Source organism: Trabulsiella odontotermitis, assembly GCF_030053895.1.
Classification (GTDB): Bacteria; Pseudomonadota; Gammaproteobacteria; order Enterobacterales; family Enterobacteriaceae; genus Trabulsiella; species Trabulsiella odontotermitis_C.
In genome coordinates this window covers 3016028-3030288 of record NZ_CP125781.1, presented here as the reverse complement: position 1 = coordinate 3030288, position 14261 = coordinate 3016028, and the positions used below count along the sequence as shown (strand labels likewise).

Genomic DNA, 14261 nt, shown 5'->3' with positions numbered 1-14261 from the left:
TGGTGACAGCGGTTTTTTAAGACAACCTTAAGACCTTAATAAATCCTTCATATTAATTTAACCCAGCGCCTGGATCGCTTTTTCCAGCGCCAGGTGCAGCAAGTGGCGGTCATGGCGATAGGGGATATCGCTGGCTTCAAGGGTGTCTTTGATAACAATGCGGTCAGTGATAGCCGAGGCGTCAACCTTCGGGCCGACCACCAGCGCGTCGATCACTTTGCGGCCGACGTAATGCTCCATCAGCGCCAGCTTGTCGGTGAGCGTCAGGCTGGCCGCGGCGACGCTCAGTTCGCGGCCAAGATTGCCGATGTACACCATTGGCGCAGGGGTACGACGCAGCGCCTGAGCCAGCTCTTCGACTAACAGAATCGGCATCAGGCTGGTGTAAAAACTGCCGGGGCCGATGAGGATCAGGTCCGCTTCCGCAATGGCCTGCACTGCTTCGCGGGTGGCGCGCACGTTCGGGTAAAGCATCAGCTCTTTTGGCGGTGTTTTTAGCTGATCGATATTCACTTCACCGTAGATTTCGTGGCCTTCGTGGTCGAGTGCCATCAGGTCGACCGGGGTCTCTGACATCGGGATCAACGAAGCCTCCACCTTGAGGAGGTTTCTGATTAAATTGATCGCCTCTAAAGGCCGGATACTCAGGTGGTCGAGCGCCTTTAACATCAGATTTCCGAGGTTATGGCCGGAAAGTTCGCCGTTACCGCCAAAACGATACTCAAACATCGCTGAAGCGACGCTCGGTTCGGTGATCAACTGGTTCAGACAGTTACGCATATCGCCCCAGGCGATGCCGCCTTCGGAGCGACGAATGCGCCCGGTTGAACCGCCATTGTCGGTGGTGGTGACAATGCCGGTCAAACGAGAACCTAATGATGAGAGAGAGGACATTACGCGCCCGAGTCCATGGCCTCCGCCGAGTGCGACAACACGATCAAGATCCGCTAGAGTGCGAGTGCGCATATCCATTCCTTCCGTCAGTAAGTGCCATAAAATACCTGATCTACCTCTAAAAGACGATATTTCGCCCGAGCTAAAATGATGCATGTCAATGCAAAAGGGGGTTTTTTACGTATTCTGTAGTAAAAATGCACGATCATGTCGCTATATACATAATTATATAGCGAAGGCGCGTCTGGCGAATGTTGTTCTGACGCGCTACTATCGGCATACCAGTCTTAGCATCACGCTAAGAAAAAACACTCTAGCCTTTGTGCCTACGTCCCCGGATATGGCGCTCTGGCCGTGGCGAAAGCCACCAGGGTACAGGAAGAAATGACTGTGCCTCCCGTATTTGGAAAGGTGTATATGGCCACACAACTGACTGATGCTTATGCACGCAAGTTTTATTACCTGCGCCTGTCAATCACCGACGTGTGCAACTTTCGTTGCACCTACTGTCTGCCGGACGGCTACAAGCCCAGCGGCGTCAACAATAATGGCTTTTTAACGGTCGACGAAGTGCGACGGGTGACTCGTGCGTTTTCCGCGCTCGGCACTGAAAAAGTGCGCCTCACCGGCGGCGAGCCGTCCTTGCGTCGTGATTTTACCGACATTATAGCGGCTGTTCGCGAAAATCAGGATATTCGCCAGATTGCGGTGACCACCAACGGCTATCGCCTGGCGCGGGATGCCGCGACCTGGCGCGACGCCGGGTTGACGGCGGTGAATGTCAGTGTCGACAGTCTCGATGCACGCCAGTTTCATGCGATTACCGGGCAGGATAAGTTCCACCAGGTGATGGACGGCATTGATGCCGCTTTTGCCGCAGGCTTTGAAAAAGTGAAGGTCAACACCGTCCTGATGCGCGATGTGAACCATCATCAGCTCGACACCTTTCTGGCGTGGATCAAACCACGCCGCATCCAGCTGCGTTTTATCGAGTTAATGGAAACCGGCGAGGGCAGCGACCTGTTCCGCAAGCACCATATTTCCGGCATGGTGTTGCGTGATGAACTGCTCAGGCGCGGCTGGATCCACCAGCTCAGACACCACAGCGACGGCCCGGCGCAGGTCTTTTGCCACCCTGATTACGAAGGCGAAATCGGCCTCATCATGCCATACGAGAAAGATTTCTGCGCCAGTTGCAACCGGCTGCGCGTCTCGTCCATCGGCAAGCTGCATTTATGCCTGTTTGGCGATGGCGGCGTCGAATTGCGCGATTTACTGGCGTCAGATGCTCAGCAGCAGGCGCTGGAAACACGTATTGCCGCCGCGCTGGCGCATAAAAAGCAAACCCATTTCCTGCATCAGGGCAACACCGGCATTACCCAAAATCTGTCTTATATTGGCGGATAAACGCGGGTAATCGTTATCAGACATAGGGAGACTATGATGAGCCAGGTAAGCGCAGAATTTATTCCGACGCGTATTGCCATTCTTACGATATCTAATCGTCGTGGCGAAGAAGATGACACTTCCGGTCATTACCTGCGCGACGAAGCGCACGAGGCCGGGCACAAGATCGTTGATAAGGCGATCGTGAAAGAAAACCGCTATGCCATTCGCGCGCAGGTGTCGAACTGGATCGCCAGCGATGACGTGCAGGTGGTGTTGATCACTGGCGGTACCGGGCTGACAGTAGGCGATCAGGCGCCGGAAGCATTGCTGCCGCTGTTTGACCGTGAAATCGAAGGTTTCGGTGAAGTATTCCGCATGTTGTCGTTTGAAGAGATAGGCACTGCCACGCTGCAATCCCGCGCGGTAGCGGGTATCGCCAATAACACCCTGATCTTTGCGATGCCGGGCTCGACCAAAGCCTGTCGCACGGCCTGGGAAAACATTATTGCGCCACAGCTGGATGCGCGGACGCGTCCTTGTAATTTTCATCCTCATTTAAAGAAATAGATTATGTCGCAACTGACCCATATCAACGCCGCCGGTGAAGCGCATATGGTGGATGTCTCTGCCAAAGCGGAAACCGTCCGTGAAGCGCGCGCGGAAGCCTTTGTCACCATGCTGCCAGAAACGCTGTCGATGATTATCGACGGCAGCCACCACAAGGGCGACGTGTTTGCGACCGCGCGTATTGCGGGTATTCAGGCGGCGAAGCGTACGTGGGATCTCATCCCGCTGTGTCACCCGCTGATGCTCAGCAAAGTGGAAGTGAATTTGCTGGCGCAGCCCGAACACAACCGTGTACGCATTGAGTCGCTGTGCCGTCTGACCGGTAAAACCGGTGTGGAAATGGAAGCGTTAACGGCGGCCTCTGTCGCGGCGCTGACTATCTATGACATGTGCAAAGCGGTGCAAAAAGATATGGTGATCGGTCCGGTTCGCCTGCTGGCGAAAAGCGGCGGCAAATCCGGCGATTTCAGGGTAGATACTGATGATTAAAGTCTTATTTTTTGCGCAGGTGCGCGAACTGGTAGGCACTGACAGCCTGTCGATTGATGCCAACTTCCCGGTGGTGGAAGCCGTACGTCAGCATCTGGCGTCGCGCGGTGATCGCTGGGCGCTGGCGCTCGAAGAGGGCAAACTGCTGGCGGCGGTGAATCAGACGCTGGTCGGGTTTGATCACCCGGTCGTTGCCGGTGATGAAGTGGCGTTTTTCCCGCCGGTCACCGGAGGCTGAGATGAGCGAAACGCGTATTCGTGTCGAGCCTGCGCGCTTTCGCGTGGGGGATGAGTACTGCTGGCTGGCGGAACGAGATGAAGACGGCGCGGTGGTGACGTTCACTGGCAAAGTGCGCAATCACAATCTCGGCGACAGCGTGAAAGCACTGACGCTGGAGCACTATCCCGGTATGACCGAAAAATCCCTTGCTGAGATTGTCGATGAAGCGCGCAGTCGCTGGCCGCTGGGCCGCGTGACAGTGATCCACCGCATTGGTGAAATGTGGCCCGGTGAAGAAATCGTGTTTGTTGGCGTCACCAGCGCTCACCGCAGCAGCGCCTTCGCCGCCGGAGAGTTCATTATGGATTACCTGAAAACCCGCGCGCCGTTCTGGAAGCGGGAAGCCACGCCGGAAGGCGAGCGCTGGGTGGAATCGCGCGACAGCGACAAACAGGCCGCGGAGCGCTGGTAAGTCTGTTGTGGGACACTCGCGGCTTGTGCAGGATGTGTTAGTCTTACCATCACACACTTTCAATTTCTGAGGTTAGTATCATGGATCGATTCCCACGTTCGGATTCCATCGTACAGGCGCGTTCCGGCCTGCAGACGTACATGGCGCAGGTGTATGGCTGGATGACCTGCGGCCTGTTGCTGACGGCGTTTATCGCCTGGTATGCCGCCAACACCCCGGCGGTGATGATGTTCGTCTTCTCGAGCAAAATCACCTTCTTTGGGCTGATCATCGTGCAACTGGGGCTGGTGATTGCGCTTTCTGCCATGGTGCAGCGCCTGAGCGCCGGCATGGCGACCACGCTCTTTATGCTCTACTCGGCGCTCACCGGGCTGACGCTGTCGAGCATTTTCGTGGTTTACACCTACTCCTCCATCGCCAGCACTTTTGTGGTCACCGGCGGCATGTTCGGCGTGATGAGCCTCTACGGCTATACCACCAAACGTGACCTTAGCGGTTTCGGCAATATGCTGTTTATGGCGTTGATTGGTATCATTCTGGCGTCGCTGGTGAACTTCTGGCTGAAGAGTGAAGCGCTGATGTGGGCGGTAACCTACATCGGGGTGATCGTGTTTGTCGGCCTGACGGCGTATGACACCCAGAAGCTGAAAAACATCGGTGAGCAGATTGATACCCGCGACAGCAGCAACCTGCGCAAATACGCCATTCTTGGCGCGCTGACGCTGTATCTTGATTTCATCAACCTGTTCCTGATGCTGCTGCGTATTTTCGGCAACCGTCGCTAAACCCTGTTTTCCCTCTCCCGTACGGGAGGGGGAAATCACTTCGCCAGCGCCTTTTCGTTTTTCGCCCGCAGTTTCTTCGCCCGGCTTTCCAGCCACAAATAGCAGATCAGCGCCAGCAGCAGCGGAATAAAATAATACAGCACGCGATAAGCGAGCAGAGCGGCGATAATGGTGCCCTGCGAGGTATGTTCGCCCGCCAGCAGCGCCATGAATACCGCTTCCAGTACGCCGATCCCCGCCGGAATATGGACGATAACGCCCGCAATACTGCTGACCAGCAGTACGCCTAACACGAAGAAGTAATCGACAGACTGGCCCAGCAGGATCCAGATAATCGCTCCCATCACCATCCAGTTCGCGCTGGAAATCGCCATCTGCAACAGTGCAAAGCGCCATTTCGGCAGCACCAGCTTTTGCTTTTTGATGGTCAGACTGCGGCGACGGGCGAAGGCGCAGGCAGAAAGATAGATGACGATGATGGCCAACAGCGCAATGCCGAGGAGGCGCAGCGTCTGTTCGTCGATATACCAGTGCTCAGGAAGCTGCACCACGCCAAAGGTGAAAATGAGCCCGCCGAGCAGGATATAGCCGAGCCAGTTGGTGGTAATGCTCAGTGAGAAGATGCGGGTGATGGTCGCGCCCGGCAGGCCGAGTCGCGCGTAAAGCCGGTAACGCATGCCAATGCCGCCAACCCAGGTGCTGAGCGTCAGGTTGAAGGCGTAACAAATGAACGACACCAGCATCACCTGGCGTTTCGCCAGCTTGTGACCGCAGTAGGCACGCCCCAGCAGGTCGTAGCAGCCGTATAGCAGATAACTGACGATCACCAGCCCAATGGCGCTGAAAAACGCTGTGCGGTTGTAATTACGCACCACGTTCCAGACATCCCCCCAGTCCACTTTTTGGGCGTACACCACCAGTAACACCGCCACTGCGATGAAAAACAACCAGGTGAGGATTTTTTTCGCCCGTCGCCAGCGCGGATGTGAATGGCTCATCAGGATTTCACCTCCTGATTCTCCGCCTCAACCCGATCCTGGGTTTCCATCTCGGGCTGCACAGGCGGCGCAACCTGCGCCAGATGCGGCGTATGGGCGGGTAACCAGCCGACCCAGGCCGGGAAGTGGCGCAGGAAGTGGAAGGCGAGGACGCTTTTCCCGAGGTTCCACCAGGTGCGTTTCGGCAGCATCGTTTCATCGACCCGTCGGCAGTCCTGATGCAGGATGGTTATTAAGTTATCGCGCAGGGTCTGATTAAACTGGCGATCGTGGATGACCAGATTGGCTTCGAGGTTAAGCGACAGGCTGAGCGGGTCAAGGTTGCTGGAGCCGACCGTCGCCCAGTGATCGTCCATCAGCGCGACCTTGCCGTGCAGCGGACGGCGATGATACTCATAAACCTGCACACCGCCTTTCACCAGATAGTTATACAGCAGCCGCGCGCCGACCTTGACGATAGGCATATCCGGCTCGCCCTGCACGATGAGCTTTACGCTGACGCCGCGACGGGCCGCGTTACGCATGGCATGCAGCAGACGGTAACCGGGGAAGAAATACGCGTTGGCGATAATTACTTCACGCCGCGCGTTGGCCAGCATTTTCAAGTAATGACGTTCGATGTCGTCACGATGCTCGCCATTGTCGCGCCAGACGAACAATGCCTGCGCTTCGCCCGGTGTGCGGTTCTCTTCCGCCCGGGTACGTCGTTTCCACCAACGGCGCAGCGTTTCGTTGCCCGGCAGGTTTTCCAGCTCAAACCGCACGAAATCGAGCACCACCGGCCCTTCCACCCGCACGGCGTAATCCTGTTTCGCCTCCGGACCGTAGTCGGTCATGTGTTCTGCGGAGTAGTTGATGCCGCCAATAAACGCGACCGTAGTGTCGATAACCACAATCTTGCGGTGCATGCGGCGGAACAGATTAGTGCGCATGCCGAACAGTCGCGGGCGCGGATCATAATAACGAAAAATGACGCCTGCGGACGTCAGGGTTTCGACGAAATCATCGCTGAGATCCGGCGAACCGTAGCCATCGAGCAGCACCTCAACCTGGATGCCGCGCTGCGCAGCGCGCAACAGAACACTATGCAGTTGTTTACCCACCTCGTCTTCAAACCAGATGAACGTTTCGAGGATGACCTTGCTTTCCGCCTTGTCGATTGCGCTAAACAGGGCGGGGTAGTAGTTATCGCCATTTTCCAGCAGTTCGATACGGTTGCCGTCGCGCCAGCTACATTTCATAGATGGATCTCCGCACTGAGAGGGGCATGATCGGACAGATGTCGCCAGTTGCTGAGCGCCAGCGCCGTCGGGCTGGAGGCGCTGGCGTTTTTCACGTAAATACGGTCGAGACGGAGCAGGGGAAAGCGAACCGGAAAGGTGCGCGCCGGGCGCCCGGTAGCGCGGGTAAAAATCTCCTCCAGCCCCGCCTGTACTTTCAGTGGATGATTCGCCCGCTGCCGCCAGTCATTGAAATCACCCGCCACCACCACCGGATGACCTTCCGGCAGTGCGTTAACGTAATCCGAGAGCAGCGAAAGCTGCTGCTGGCGGTGGATCTCTTTCAGACCCAGATGTACACATAAGATATGGACAGGATGATCAAGGTTGGGGGGCGCGATCTGGCAATGCAAAACGCCCCGCTTTTCGCTTTCGCCAACAGAGATATCCAGATTTTCATACCGGGCGATAGGATAGCGTGACAGCACAGCGTTGCCGTGATGGCCTTCCGGGTAGACGGCGTTGCGACCGTAGGCGAAATCGCTCCACATGGTATCGGCCAGGAATTCGTAGTGGCTGGTGTCGGGCCAGTTCTCGACGTGCAGCGGGTGCACCTCGTGCGCGCCGAGCACCTCCTGCAGGCAGACGATATCTGCACTGACGGTGCGAACGGCGTCTCTCAGCTCAGGCAAAATGAATCGGCGGTTCAGCGCCGTGAAGCCTTTATGTGTGTTAATCGTGAGCACTTTTATTGAAAATGGTGGTGTTTGTTGCGTCATGATTCTCCCGTCAACGTCACTTTCCTGATTGAAATAGTGTAGTCGTCGTCACAAAAAGATGCGGTGTAACGGAATTTTCCGTAAAGTGCGGTACTCTGAATAATCAGTTGAAAATTTCCCAGGAGAGAAGCCATGAAGTGGCAACAACGCGTTCGTGTCACAACTGGTCTCAGTTGCTGGCAGATAATGTTGCATTTGCTGGTTGTGGCGGTACTGGTCATGGGATGGACCAGCGGCGCGCTGGTTCGCGTCGGTTTAGGCCTGTGTGTGCTGTACGGCGTGACGGTGGTGATGATGCTCTTTTTGCAGCGTCACCAGGATGAGCGCTGGCGTAATGTCGGTGATGTGCTCGAAGAGCTCACCACCACCTGGTATTTTGGTGCGGCAATGATTGCGCTGTGGCTGTTGTCACGCGTGTTGCACAACAACCTGCTGTTAGCGATGGCTGGCGCCGTTATCCTTGCTGGCCCTGCCGTGGTGTCGTTACTGGCGAAAGAGAAGACAACGACGCTAGAGGATCTTCCGCCGGAACATCGCGTACGCCACTGAGCCCGTCGTGGCCGCTATCACCAGTAGCGGCCACAAACTTCCCCAAACAATTTCCAGACTCGCATCCTTCAGGTAGATCTGCTTGGTGATATCCGTAAAGTGGCGAATCGGGTTTATCCACGTCAGATCCTGCAGCCAGACCGGCATATTCTCCACCGGCGACACATACCCCGACAGCAAAATGGCCGGCATCATAAAGACGAACACGCCGATAAACGCCTGCTGCTGAGTCGAGCAAAGTGATGAGATCAACAGACCAAATCCCACCAGTGACAGCCCGTAAATCACCATCGTGAAGTAAAACAGCAGCAGCGACCCGGCAAACGGGATCTGATAGGCCCAGATGCCCACCGCCAGCACGATGCTTGCCTGAAACGTCGCGACAATCAGCGCCGGAACCGCTTTGCCGACGAAAATCTGCCAGGTGGAGAGCGGCGACACCAGCAACTGATCCAGCGTTCCCTGCTCACGTTCGCGCGCCACCGACAATGACGTCACGATCATCACGCCGATGGTGGTGATCATAGCAATCAGCGACGGCACCACGAACCATTTGTAATCGAGATTCGGGTTATACCAGTTGCGCACCACCAGCTCGCTGTTATTCGGCTTCGCTTTACCCTCCATCAGCTCCTGCTGATACTCCTTCACGATTTGTTGCAGATAATTAGCGGCAATCTGCGCGCTGTTGGAGTTGCGCCCGTCGAGGATAAGCTGCATTGGCGCGGGCTGGAAGGTATCGAGATTGCGCGAAAAATCGGCCGGGAAACGCACCAGCAGCAGTGCGCGCTGGGTGTCGATAGTCGGCTGGATCTCCTGCGGGTTTTTCAGCAGCAGAATATGGGTAAAAGCTTTCGCACGGGCGAAGCGCTGGGTCAGTTCGATGGCATGCTTGCCGCTGTCTTCGTTGTAAATGGCGATGGTGGCGTTGGTCACTTCCAGCGTCGCGGCGAAGGGGAACAGCAGCACCTGAATCAGCACTGGCAAAATCAGGATCGCCCGGGTCTGCGGCTCGCGCAGCAGGGATTGCAGCTCTTTACGAATTAACGTCCATAAACGATGAAACATATCGGTGTCATCCTCGTGTCGGGTGGCGCTTTGCTTACCCGACCTACATTTCCCGTAGGCCCGGCAAGCGAAGTGCCGCCGGGCAAAATACGGGCACCCAGGTTAGTCCAGTCGCCGTTTGGTTTTCAGCCACGTCAGGCCGATAAACATCGTCGCCGAGGCAATCAAAAACAGCACGTTAACCAACAACACAATGGGGATATTTCCCGCCAGGAACAGGCTTTGCAATGTGCTGACGAAGTAGCGCGCCGGAATAATATAGGTCACCGCGCGGATCACCGCGGGCATGCTGTCTATCTGAAAAATAAAACCGGACAGCATAATCGATGGTAGAAACGCCGCGTTGAGCGCCACCTGGGCCGCGTTAAACTGGTTGCGGGTGATAGTGGAAATCAGCAATCCCATGCCCAGCGTGCTGAGCAAAAACAGGCTGGTGATCAAGAACAGCACCAGTAGCGAGCCACGGTATGGCACGCCGAGAATAAATACCGACACCAGCATGCACAGCAGCATCGCCAGCATGCCGAGGAAATAGTAAGGAATGAGCTTACACAGTAGCAGTTCAACCCGCGTTACTTCGGTAGAAAGCAGCGCCTCCATGGTGCCGCGCTCCCACTCGCGTGCCACCACCAGCGAAGTCAGAATGGCGCCGATGACCGTCATGATGATGGTCACTGCGCCAGGAATAATAAAATGCTGGCTGATGGCGGCCGGGTTGAACCAGTAGCGCGTCTGAACGTCAATCAGCGGTTCAAAGTTTTCCCCGCGATCTTCCGCGCGCTGATGCTGCCACAACTGCCAGATCCCTTCGGCATAACCCTGCACAAAGTTTGCAGTATTCGGTTCGCTGCCATCGGTGATCACCTGAATGGGCGCGGTGTCGTTGTCCCGCGCCATCTTTGCGGCGAAATCCACCGGGATCACTACCAGACCGCGGATCTGCCCCGCCTGCATTTTCTGAATCAATGCCTGGCGGTTATCACTGATAGTGGCATCAATGTAAGGCGAACCGGTCATCGCATGGGTAAAATCCAGCGCCTCTTTGCTTTGCTGTTCGAGCAAAATCCCGACCCGCAGTTTGCTGGAGTCGAGGTTAATCCCGTAACCGAAGATGAACAGCAGCATCAGCGGGATCACCACCGCAATCAGCCAGCTACTCGGGTCACGAACGATTTGCCGCGTCTCTTTGACGCACAGAGCGCGCACGCGCCGCCAGGAGATCATGCTGTTATTGGGCATCGGCGTTTTCCTTATCCCAGTCGTGGATCAGCGTAATAAAAGCCTGCTCCATGGTCGGATCCGGCGTGCTGTCGTCGGCAGCCTGCGCTTTTAAGTCGTCCGGCGTGCCGCTGGCGATAAGCTTGCCGCGATACACCAGCCCGATGCGATCGCAGTATTCGGCCTCATCCATAAAGTGGGTGGTGACCATCACCGTCACGCCTTTCTCCACCATGCTGTTGATGTGCAGCCAGAACTCGCGGCGGGTGAGGGGATCGACGCCGGAAGTGGGTTCATCAAGGAAAAGAATATCCGGTTCATGCATCAGCGAGCAGGCCAGCGCCAGCCGTTGTTTAAAGCCAAGGGGCAGGGAGTCGGTAGTATGACTGGCGATGTTTTTCAGGCCGAAGGCGTCGCTCATGCGGGCGATTTTCTCATCCTGCGCTTTTCCGCGCAGACCATATACGCCCGAGAAGAAACGCAGATTCTGTTCAACGGTCAGGTTGCCGTAGAGCGAGAATTTCTGCGCCATATAGCCAAGGTGCTGGCGGGCTTTGCCGGAGCTGACTTTGAGATCCATATCCAGCACCAGCGCTTTGCCGGAGGTTGGCACCAGCAGGCCGCACATCATCTTAAAGGTGGTGGATTTCCCGGCGCCGTTGGGGCCGAGCAGACCGAAAATTTCGCCGCGGGTCACGGCAAAATCCACATGGTCGGTGGCGGCGAAATCACCGAATTTTTTGGTCAGCGCTTTGGCTTCAATCACGGTTTCGCCGGGCTCGCCGTCCACCGTGTGCAGAATCGCCCCCAGCGGGGATTCCGACGTCGCGGCGCCACCGAGCAAATCAATAAACGCATCCTCAAAACGTGGCGCGGTTTCACTAAATTCAATGGCCGACGGCATACCGGGCGCAGCAAGGACATCGTCAGTGTGGGCCTCTTTTTTCAGGATCAGGCGTACCGATTTCCCCTGGATCACGCCATCGCTGACCTGCGGCAGGGTGAGGGCGCGTTGCAGTAACTGCCGGTTATTGAGCTGTGGGCTGTGCATCAGAAAACTGCGTCCGGCCATGGTTTGCGTCAGCGTCGTCGGCTCGCCCTGCCAGAGCATTTCACCTTCATTCATCAGCAGTACGTCGCGGCACTGCTCGGCTTCGTCGAGATAGGAGGTGCTCCACAGGATCAACATACCGTCGCCAGCCAGCTCATGCACCATCTGCCACAGTTCGCGGCGGGAGATAGGGTCAACCCCGACGCCAGGCTCGTCAAGCAGCAGTACTTTCGGTTCGCCGACCAGCGTACAGGCCAGCCCCAGTTTCTGTTTCATACCGCCGGACAGCTTCCCGGCCAGCCGTTCGGTAAACGGCCCCAGCGAGGTAAATTCCAGCAGCCGGGCAAAGGTTTTCTCCCGGGTTTCCCCCACCACGCTGCGCAGATCGGCATACAACGTGAGGTTTTCCATCACCGTTAAATCTTCATACAAACCAAACTTCTGCGGCATGTAACCGAGCACCGCATGCAGCGCGCGGTCATCTTTTACTGGATCGAACCCCAGCACCGACGCGCTGCCTTCGTCGGGCTTCAGCAGACCGGCGAGCATGCGCATCAGGGTGGTTTTTCCGGCGCCGTCGGGGCCGACCAGCCCGGTCACATACCCGGCATGAAGGGTGCAGTCCAGTCGCGCCACGGCGGGTTTATCCATGCCCGCGAAGCGTTTGACCAGCCCGTTGAGGGTAATCACCGCTTCCGTCATTTTACTCTCCGTCAGGGAAACGGACGGTGACTGGCATGCCCTGGCGCAGCGCGTCGTCGGCATCCGTCACGATGATGCGCAGGCGATACACCAGGTCGGTACGCAGGTCCGGCGTTTCCACAGTTTTCGGCGTAAATTCAGCGGTCGGCGAAACGAAGCCGATTTTGCCGTGATAAGGCTTATCCGGGCGGCCATCGGTATAGAGCAGCAGTTCACGACCCGGTTGCGCCTGGTTGAGATTTTTTTCATCGACATACGCCCGCACCCACACCGGTCGCGTCAGAGAGAGTGTCAGCACGGTACTGCCCGCGTTCAGCATGCTGCCCGGCTCAACGGCGCGGGTGAGCAGCGTGCCGTCAGAGGGCGCGACCAGCGTGGTATCGTGTAAATCCAGTTGCGATTGCGCCAGTTGCGCCTGCGCCTGTTCCAGATTCGCTTTCGCCTGGGCGATTTCCTGTGGCCGGTTACCAGCCCGGTACTGACTGAGTTTGTCCTGCGCGGATTTCAGGCTGGCCTGTGCCTGGTCGCGCGATGAACGGGCGTTCTCCAGATCGTTGGCGGAAATGGTGCGGCTTTTCCACAATCCCTGCTGACGCTGGTAGAAGTTCTGTGCATAGTCATACGCCGCCTGCGCCTGACGCACGGCGGCTGCGGCCTGGGCAATCTCTTCGGCGCGGTAGCCCGCCATCATCAGATCATATTGCGCCTGGGCGGTGGAGACGTTCGCTTTTGCCTGCATCAGCGCATTTTCATAAGGCGCGCGGTCAAGCTCGCCGAGGGTCTGCCCGGCTTTTATCGCATCGCCTTCATCAACCTGTAGTGCCTGCAGGCGCCCTCCGACGCGGAAGCTCATATTGACGGTGCGAATATCCACATTGCCGTAGAGGGTCAGGGCTTGATCCTGACGACTCTGGTACCACGCGGTGCCGGCACCGATGACGGCGACCACTACCGCGACAACCAGCGCGATGACCACAGGCTTCTTCATGACGTCAGACTCCTTTGCATTAATCCTTGCAGGATAAAATCGAGATGGCTGGTGATGACCTGGTAGATCTGTTCAGTTTTTTGCTCATCAAACTGCGTCCAGCCGGTGCGCAGCAGAATGGTTTCCCGCCCGAGACGGAAGGCGAGTACCTCACCCAGTAGCGCGTGGGTATGCAAAATGGTTTCGGTGTGGCTGGCATCGCAACCGGTATACGCCGCGATAAGCCGCGTGAAATGACTGTGCAGCGGGGAAATCACCTGATCGTGAATTAACTGATAGGCCTGCGTCGGCGATAGCTGCTCACGGGAAATAAATTTGCTCAGGTTCACCGTTTCGTCGCGTGTCAGCAGCAGGATCATATTCCTGCAGGCGCTGAGGATCAGCGCGCGGATGGCGGTTTTATCCGGGGTGGGCTGCGCCAGCAGTTGTTCGGCGGCCTCGGCATGCGGACGGAAATTACCGCCAATAAAATCGGCGATCCACTGGGCGCAGGCGAGGTAAAGGTCTTCTTTCGAGCCAAAATAATAGGTGATAGCGGCGATATTGTGCCCGGCCTGCGCGGCAATATCGCGGGTGGTCGCGTTCAGTCCGTACTCGCCAAACTGAGCGATGGCGGCGGCAATCAACTGGCTTTTGGCCTGTTCACCTTTACTGGTGGTGGGAGTCGTATTCATCGCACACCAAAAATTAATCAATCGATTGATTAAGATTATGACTGTTTTCTCACCTTGTCCAGTTCGTCGTCGCAGCTTTCGGCATGAAGGGATATTTTATGCGCTACGTCACAAAAGCTGCTACACTCCGCCTCTTTCTGACATTGTGGTTTTTGTCATCTGTTTGTTTACTATCACCCTGAAAACTACACCTGCAAT

General features: G+C 56.6%; 16 protein-coding genes and 1 riboswitch. Of the genes, 7 read left to right on the top strand and 9 right to left on the bottom strand.

Annotated elements, in window-relative coordinates; genetic code table 11:
- Positions 1-57: 57 nt before the first annotated feature.
- Positions 58-966 carry a uridine diphosphate-N-acetylglucosamine-binding protein YvcK gene (gene yvcK / locus QMG90_RS14510; protein WP_283280335.1) on the bottom strand — a complete coding sequence of 303 codons (909 nt, stop codon included), beginning with the start codon at positions 964-966 and terminating at the stop codon, positions 58-60.
- 225 nt (positions 967-1191) lie between these two features.
- Positions 1192-1324: riboswitch (molybdenum cofactor riboswitch) on the top strand.
- Here yvcK and moaA point away from each other — a divergent pair.
- The 6 genes from moaA to QMG90_RS14480 all read left to right on the top strand — a co-directional run bounded on the left by moaA (position 1312) and on the right by QMG90_RS14480 (position 4816).
- The gene (moaA, locus tag QMG90_RS14505) at positions 1312-2301 is read left to right on the top strand and encodes a GTP 3',8-cyclase MoaA (RefSeq protein WP_283280334.1); all 990 of its coding nucleotides are present in this window, start codon (positions 1312-1314) and stop codon (positions 2299-2301) included. Its footprint overlaps the riboswitch before it by 13 nt.
- Before the next feature lie 36 nt (positions 2302-2337).
- Positions 2338-2850 carry a molybdenum cofactor biosynthesis protein B gene (gene moaB, locus QMG90_RS14500; protein ID WP_283283971.1) on the top strand — a complete coding sequence of 171 codons (513 nt, stop codon included), beginning with the start codon at positions 2338-2340 and terminating at the stop codon, positions 2848-2850.
- 3 nt (positions 2851-2853) lie between these two features.
- On the top strand, positions 2854-3339 hold the full coding sequence (moaC, locus tag QMG90_RS14495; protein ID WP_038159822.1) for a cyclic pyranopterin monophosphate synthase MoaC: 486 nt from the start codon (positions 2854-2856) through the stop codon (positions 3337-3339).
- Positions 3332-3577, top strand: coding sequence for a molybdopterin synthase sulfur carrier subunit (gene moaD, locus QMG90_RS14490; RefSeq protein WP_283280333.1), 246 nt, complete (start codon positions 3332-3334; stop codon positions 3575-3577). The genes moaC and moaD overlap by 8 nt, the downstream gene beginning before the upstream one ends.
- 1 nt (position 3578) lies before the next feature.
- Complete coding sequence (gene moaE, locus QMG90_RS14485; RefSeq protein WP_283280332.1) at positions 3579-4031, top strand: molybdopterin synthase catalytic subunit MoaE; 453 nt, start codon at positions 3579-3581, stop codon at positions 4029-4031.
- Between the two features lie 80 nt (positions 4032-4111).
- Positions 4112-4816: a Bax inhibitor-1/YccA family protein gene (locus QMG90_RS14480; RefSeq protein ID WP_054179982.1), complete on the top strand. Its 705-nt coding sequence runs from the start codon at positions 4112-4114 to the stop codon at positions 4814-4816.
- Between the two features lie 35 nt (positions 4817-4851).
- Here QMG90_RS14480 and QMG90_RS14475 read toward each other — a convergent pair whose 3' ends face one another.
- Genes QMG90_RS14475 through QMG90_RS14465 form a run of 3 tightly spaced genes read right to left on the bottom strand, consistent with a single transcriptional unit; the run spans position 4852 to position 7813 of the window.
- Complete coding sequence (locus tag QMG90_RS14475; protein ID WP_283280331.1) at positions 4852-5814, bottom strand: lysylphosphatidylglycerol synthase domain-containing protein; 963 nt, start codon at positions 5812-5814, stop codon at positions 4852-4854.
- Entirely contained in the window at positions 5814-7055 is a 1242-nt protein-coding gene (gene clsB, locus QMG90_RS14470) for a cardiolipin synthase ClsB (protein WP_283280330.1), read from the bottom strand. Before clsB ends, QMG90_RS14475 begins: the two co-directional genes overlap by 1 nt.
- Positions 7052-7813, bottom strand: a complete 762-nt coding sequence (locus QMG90_RS14465; RefSeq protein WP_283280329.1) for an endonuclease/exonuclease/phosphatase family protein — start codon at positions 7811-7813, stop codon at positions 7052-7054. The genes clsB and QMG90_RS14465 overlap by 4 nt, the downstream gene beginning before the upstream one ends.
- Before the next feature lie 132 nt (positions 7814-7945).
- Between QMG90_RS14465 and QMG90_RS14460 the strand changes: the two genes are divergently transcribed.
- Positions 7946-8362: a YbhQ family protein gene (locus tag QMG90_RS14460; protein WP_283280328.1), complete on the top strand. Its 417-nt coding sequence runs from the start codon at positions 7946-7948 to the stop codon at positions 8360-8362.
- Here the strand turns inward: QMG90_RS14460 and QMG90_RS14455 are convergent.
- The 5 genes from QMG90_RS14455 to cecR all read right to left on the bottom strand — a co-directional run bounded on the left by QMG90_RS14455 (position 8324) and on the right by cecR (position 14063).
- The gene (locus QMG90_RS14455; protein ID WP_283280327.1) at positions 8324-9430 is read right to left on the bottom strand and encodes an ABC transporter permease; all 1107 of its coding nucleotides are present in this window, start codon (positions 9428-9430) and stop codon (positions 8324-8326) included. The two genes, QMG90_RS14460 and QMG90_RS14455, sit on opposite strands and share 39 nt — an antisense overlap.
- A 102-nt stretch (positions 9431-9532) precedes the next feature.
- Positions 9533-10654, bottom strand: a complete 1122-nt coding sequence (locus QMG90_RS14450; protein ID WP_430381692.1) for an ABC transporter permease — start codon at positions 10652-10654, stop codon at positions 9533-9535.
- 4 nt (positions 10655-10658) lie between these two features.
- On the bottom strand, positions 10659-12401 hold the full coding sequence (locus QMG90_RS14445; RefSeq protein ID WP_283280325.1) for an ATP-binding cassette domain-containing protein: 1743 nt from the start codon (positions 12399-12401) through the stop codon (positions 10659-10661).
- A 1-nt stretch (position 12402) separates the two neighbouring features.
- Positions 12403-13389 (bottom strand): secretion protein HlyD, encoded by a 987-nt coding sequence (hlyD, locus tag QMG90_RS14440; protein WP_283280324.1) that lies wholly within the window; start codon positions 13387-13389, stop codon positions 12403-12405.
- Entirely contained in the window at positions 13386-14063 is a 678-nt protein-coding gene (gene cecR / locus QMG90_RS14435; RefSeq protein ID WP_283280323.1) for a transcriptional regulator CecR, read from the bottom strand. Before cecR ends, hlyD begins: the two co-directional genes overlap by 4 nt.
- Between the last annotated feature and the right edge of the window lie 198 nt (positions 14064-14261).

Excerpts from the sequence above, each read along its gene's own strand:
- moaD (WP_283280333.1), top strand. The coding sequence starts at position 3,332 with ATGATTAAAGTCTTATTTTTTGCGCAGGTGCGCGAACTGGTAGGCACT.
- QMG90_RS14480 (WP_054179982.1), top strand. The coding sequence starts at position 4,112 with ATGGATCGATTCCCACGTTCGGATTCCATCGTACAGGCGCGTTCCGGC.
- cecR (WP_283280323.1), bottom strand. The coding sequence starts at position 14,063 with ATGAATACGACTCCCACCACCAGTAAAGGTGAACAGGCCAAAAGCCAG.
- yvcK (WP_283280335.1), bottom strand. The coding sequence starts at position 966 with ATGCGCACTCGCACTCTAGCGGATCTTGATCGTGTTGTCGCACTCGGC.
- QMG90_RS14455 (WP_283280327.1), bottom strand. The coding sequence starts at position 9,430 with ATGTTTCATCGTTTATGGACGTTAATTCGTAAAGAGCTGCAATCCCTG.
- QMG90_RS14475 (WP_283280331.1), bottom strand. The coding sequence starts at position 5,814 with ATGAGCCATTCACATCCGCGCTGGCGACGGGCGAAAAAAATCCTCACC.
- QMG90_RS14465 (WP_283280329.1), bottom strand. The coding sequence starts at position 7,813 with ATGACGCAACAAACACCACCATTTTCAATAAAAGTGCTCACGATTAAC.
- QMG90_RS14445 (WP_283280325.1), bottom strand. The coding sequence starts at position 12,401 with ATGACGGAAGCGGTGATTACCCTCAACGGGCTGGTCAAACGCTTCGCG.
- clsB (WP_283280330.1), bottom strand. The coding sequence starts at position 7,055 with ATGAAATGTAGCTGGCGCGACGGCAACCGTATCGAACTGCTGGAAAAT.
- moaB (WP_283283971.1), top strand. The coding sequence starts at position 2,338 with ATGAGCCAGGTAAGCGCAGAATTTATTCCGACGCGTATTGCCATTCTT.
- QMG90_RS14450 (WP_430381692.1), bottom strand. The coding sequence starts at position 10,654 with ATGATCTCCTGGCGGCGCGTGCGCGCTCTGTGCGTCAAAGAGACGCGG.
- moaA (WP_283280334.1), top strand. The coding sequence starts at position 1,312 with ATGGCCACACAACTGACTGATGCTTATGCACGCAAGTTTTATTACCTG.
- moaE (WP_283280332.1), top strand. The coding sequence starts at position 3,579 with ATGAGCGAAACGCGTATTCGTGTCGAGCCTGCGCGCTTTCGCGTGGGG.
- moaC (WP_038159822.1), top strand. The coding sequence starts at position 2,854 with ATGTCGCAACTGACCCATATCAACGCCGCCGGTGAAGCGCATATGGTG.
- hlyD (WP_283280324.1), bottom strand. The coding sequence starts at position 13,389 with ATGAAGAAGCCTGTGGTCATCGCGCTGGTTGTCGCGGTAGTGGTCGCC.
- QMG90_RS14460 (WP_283280328.1), top strand. The coding sequence starts at position 7,946 with ATGAAGTGGCAACAACGCGTTCGTGTCACAACTGGTCTCAGTTGCTGG.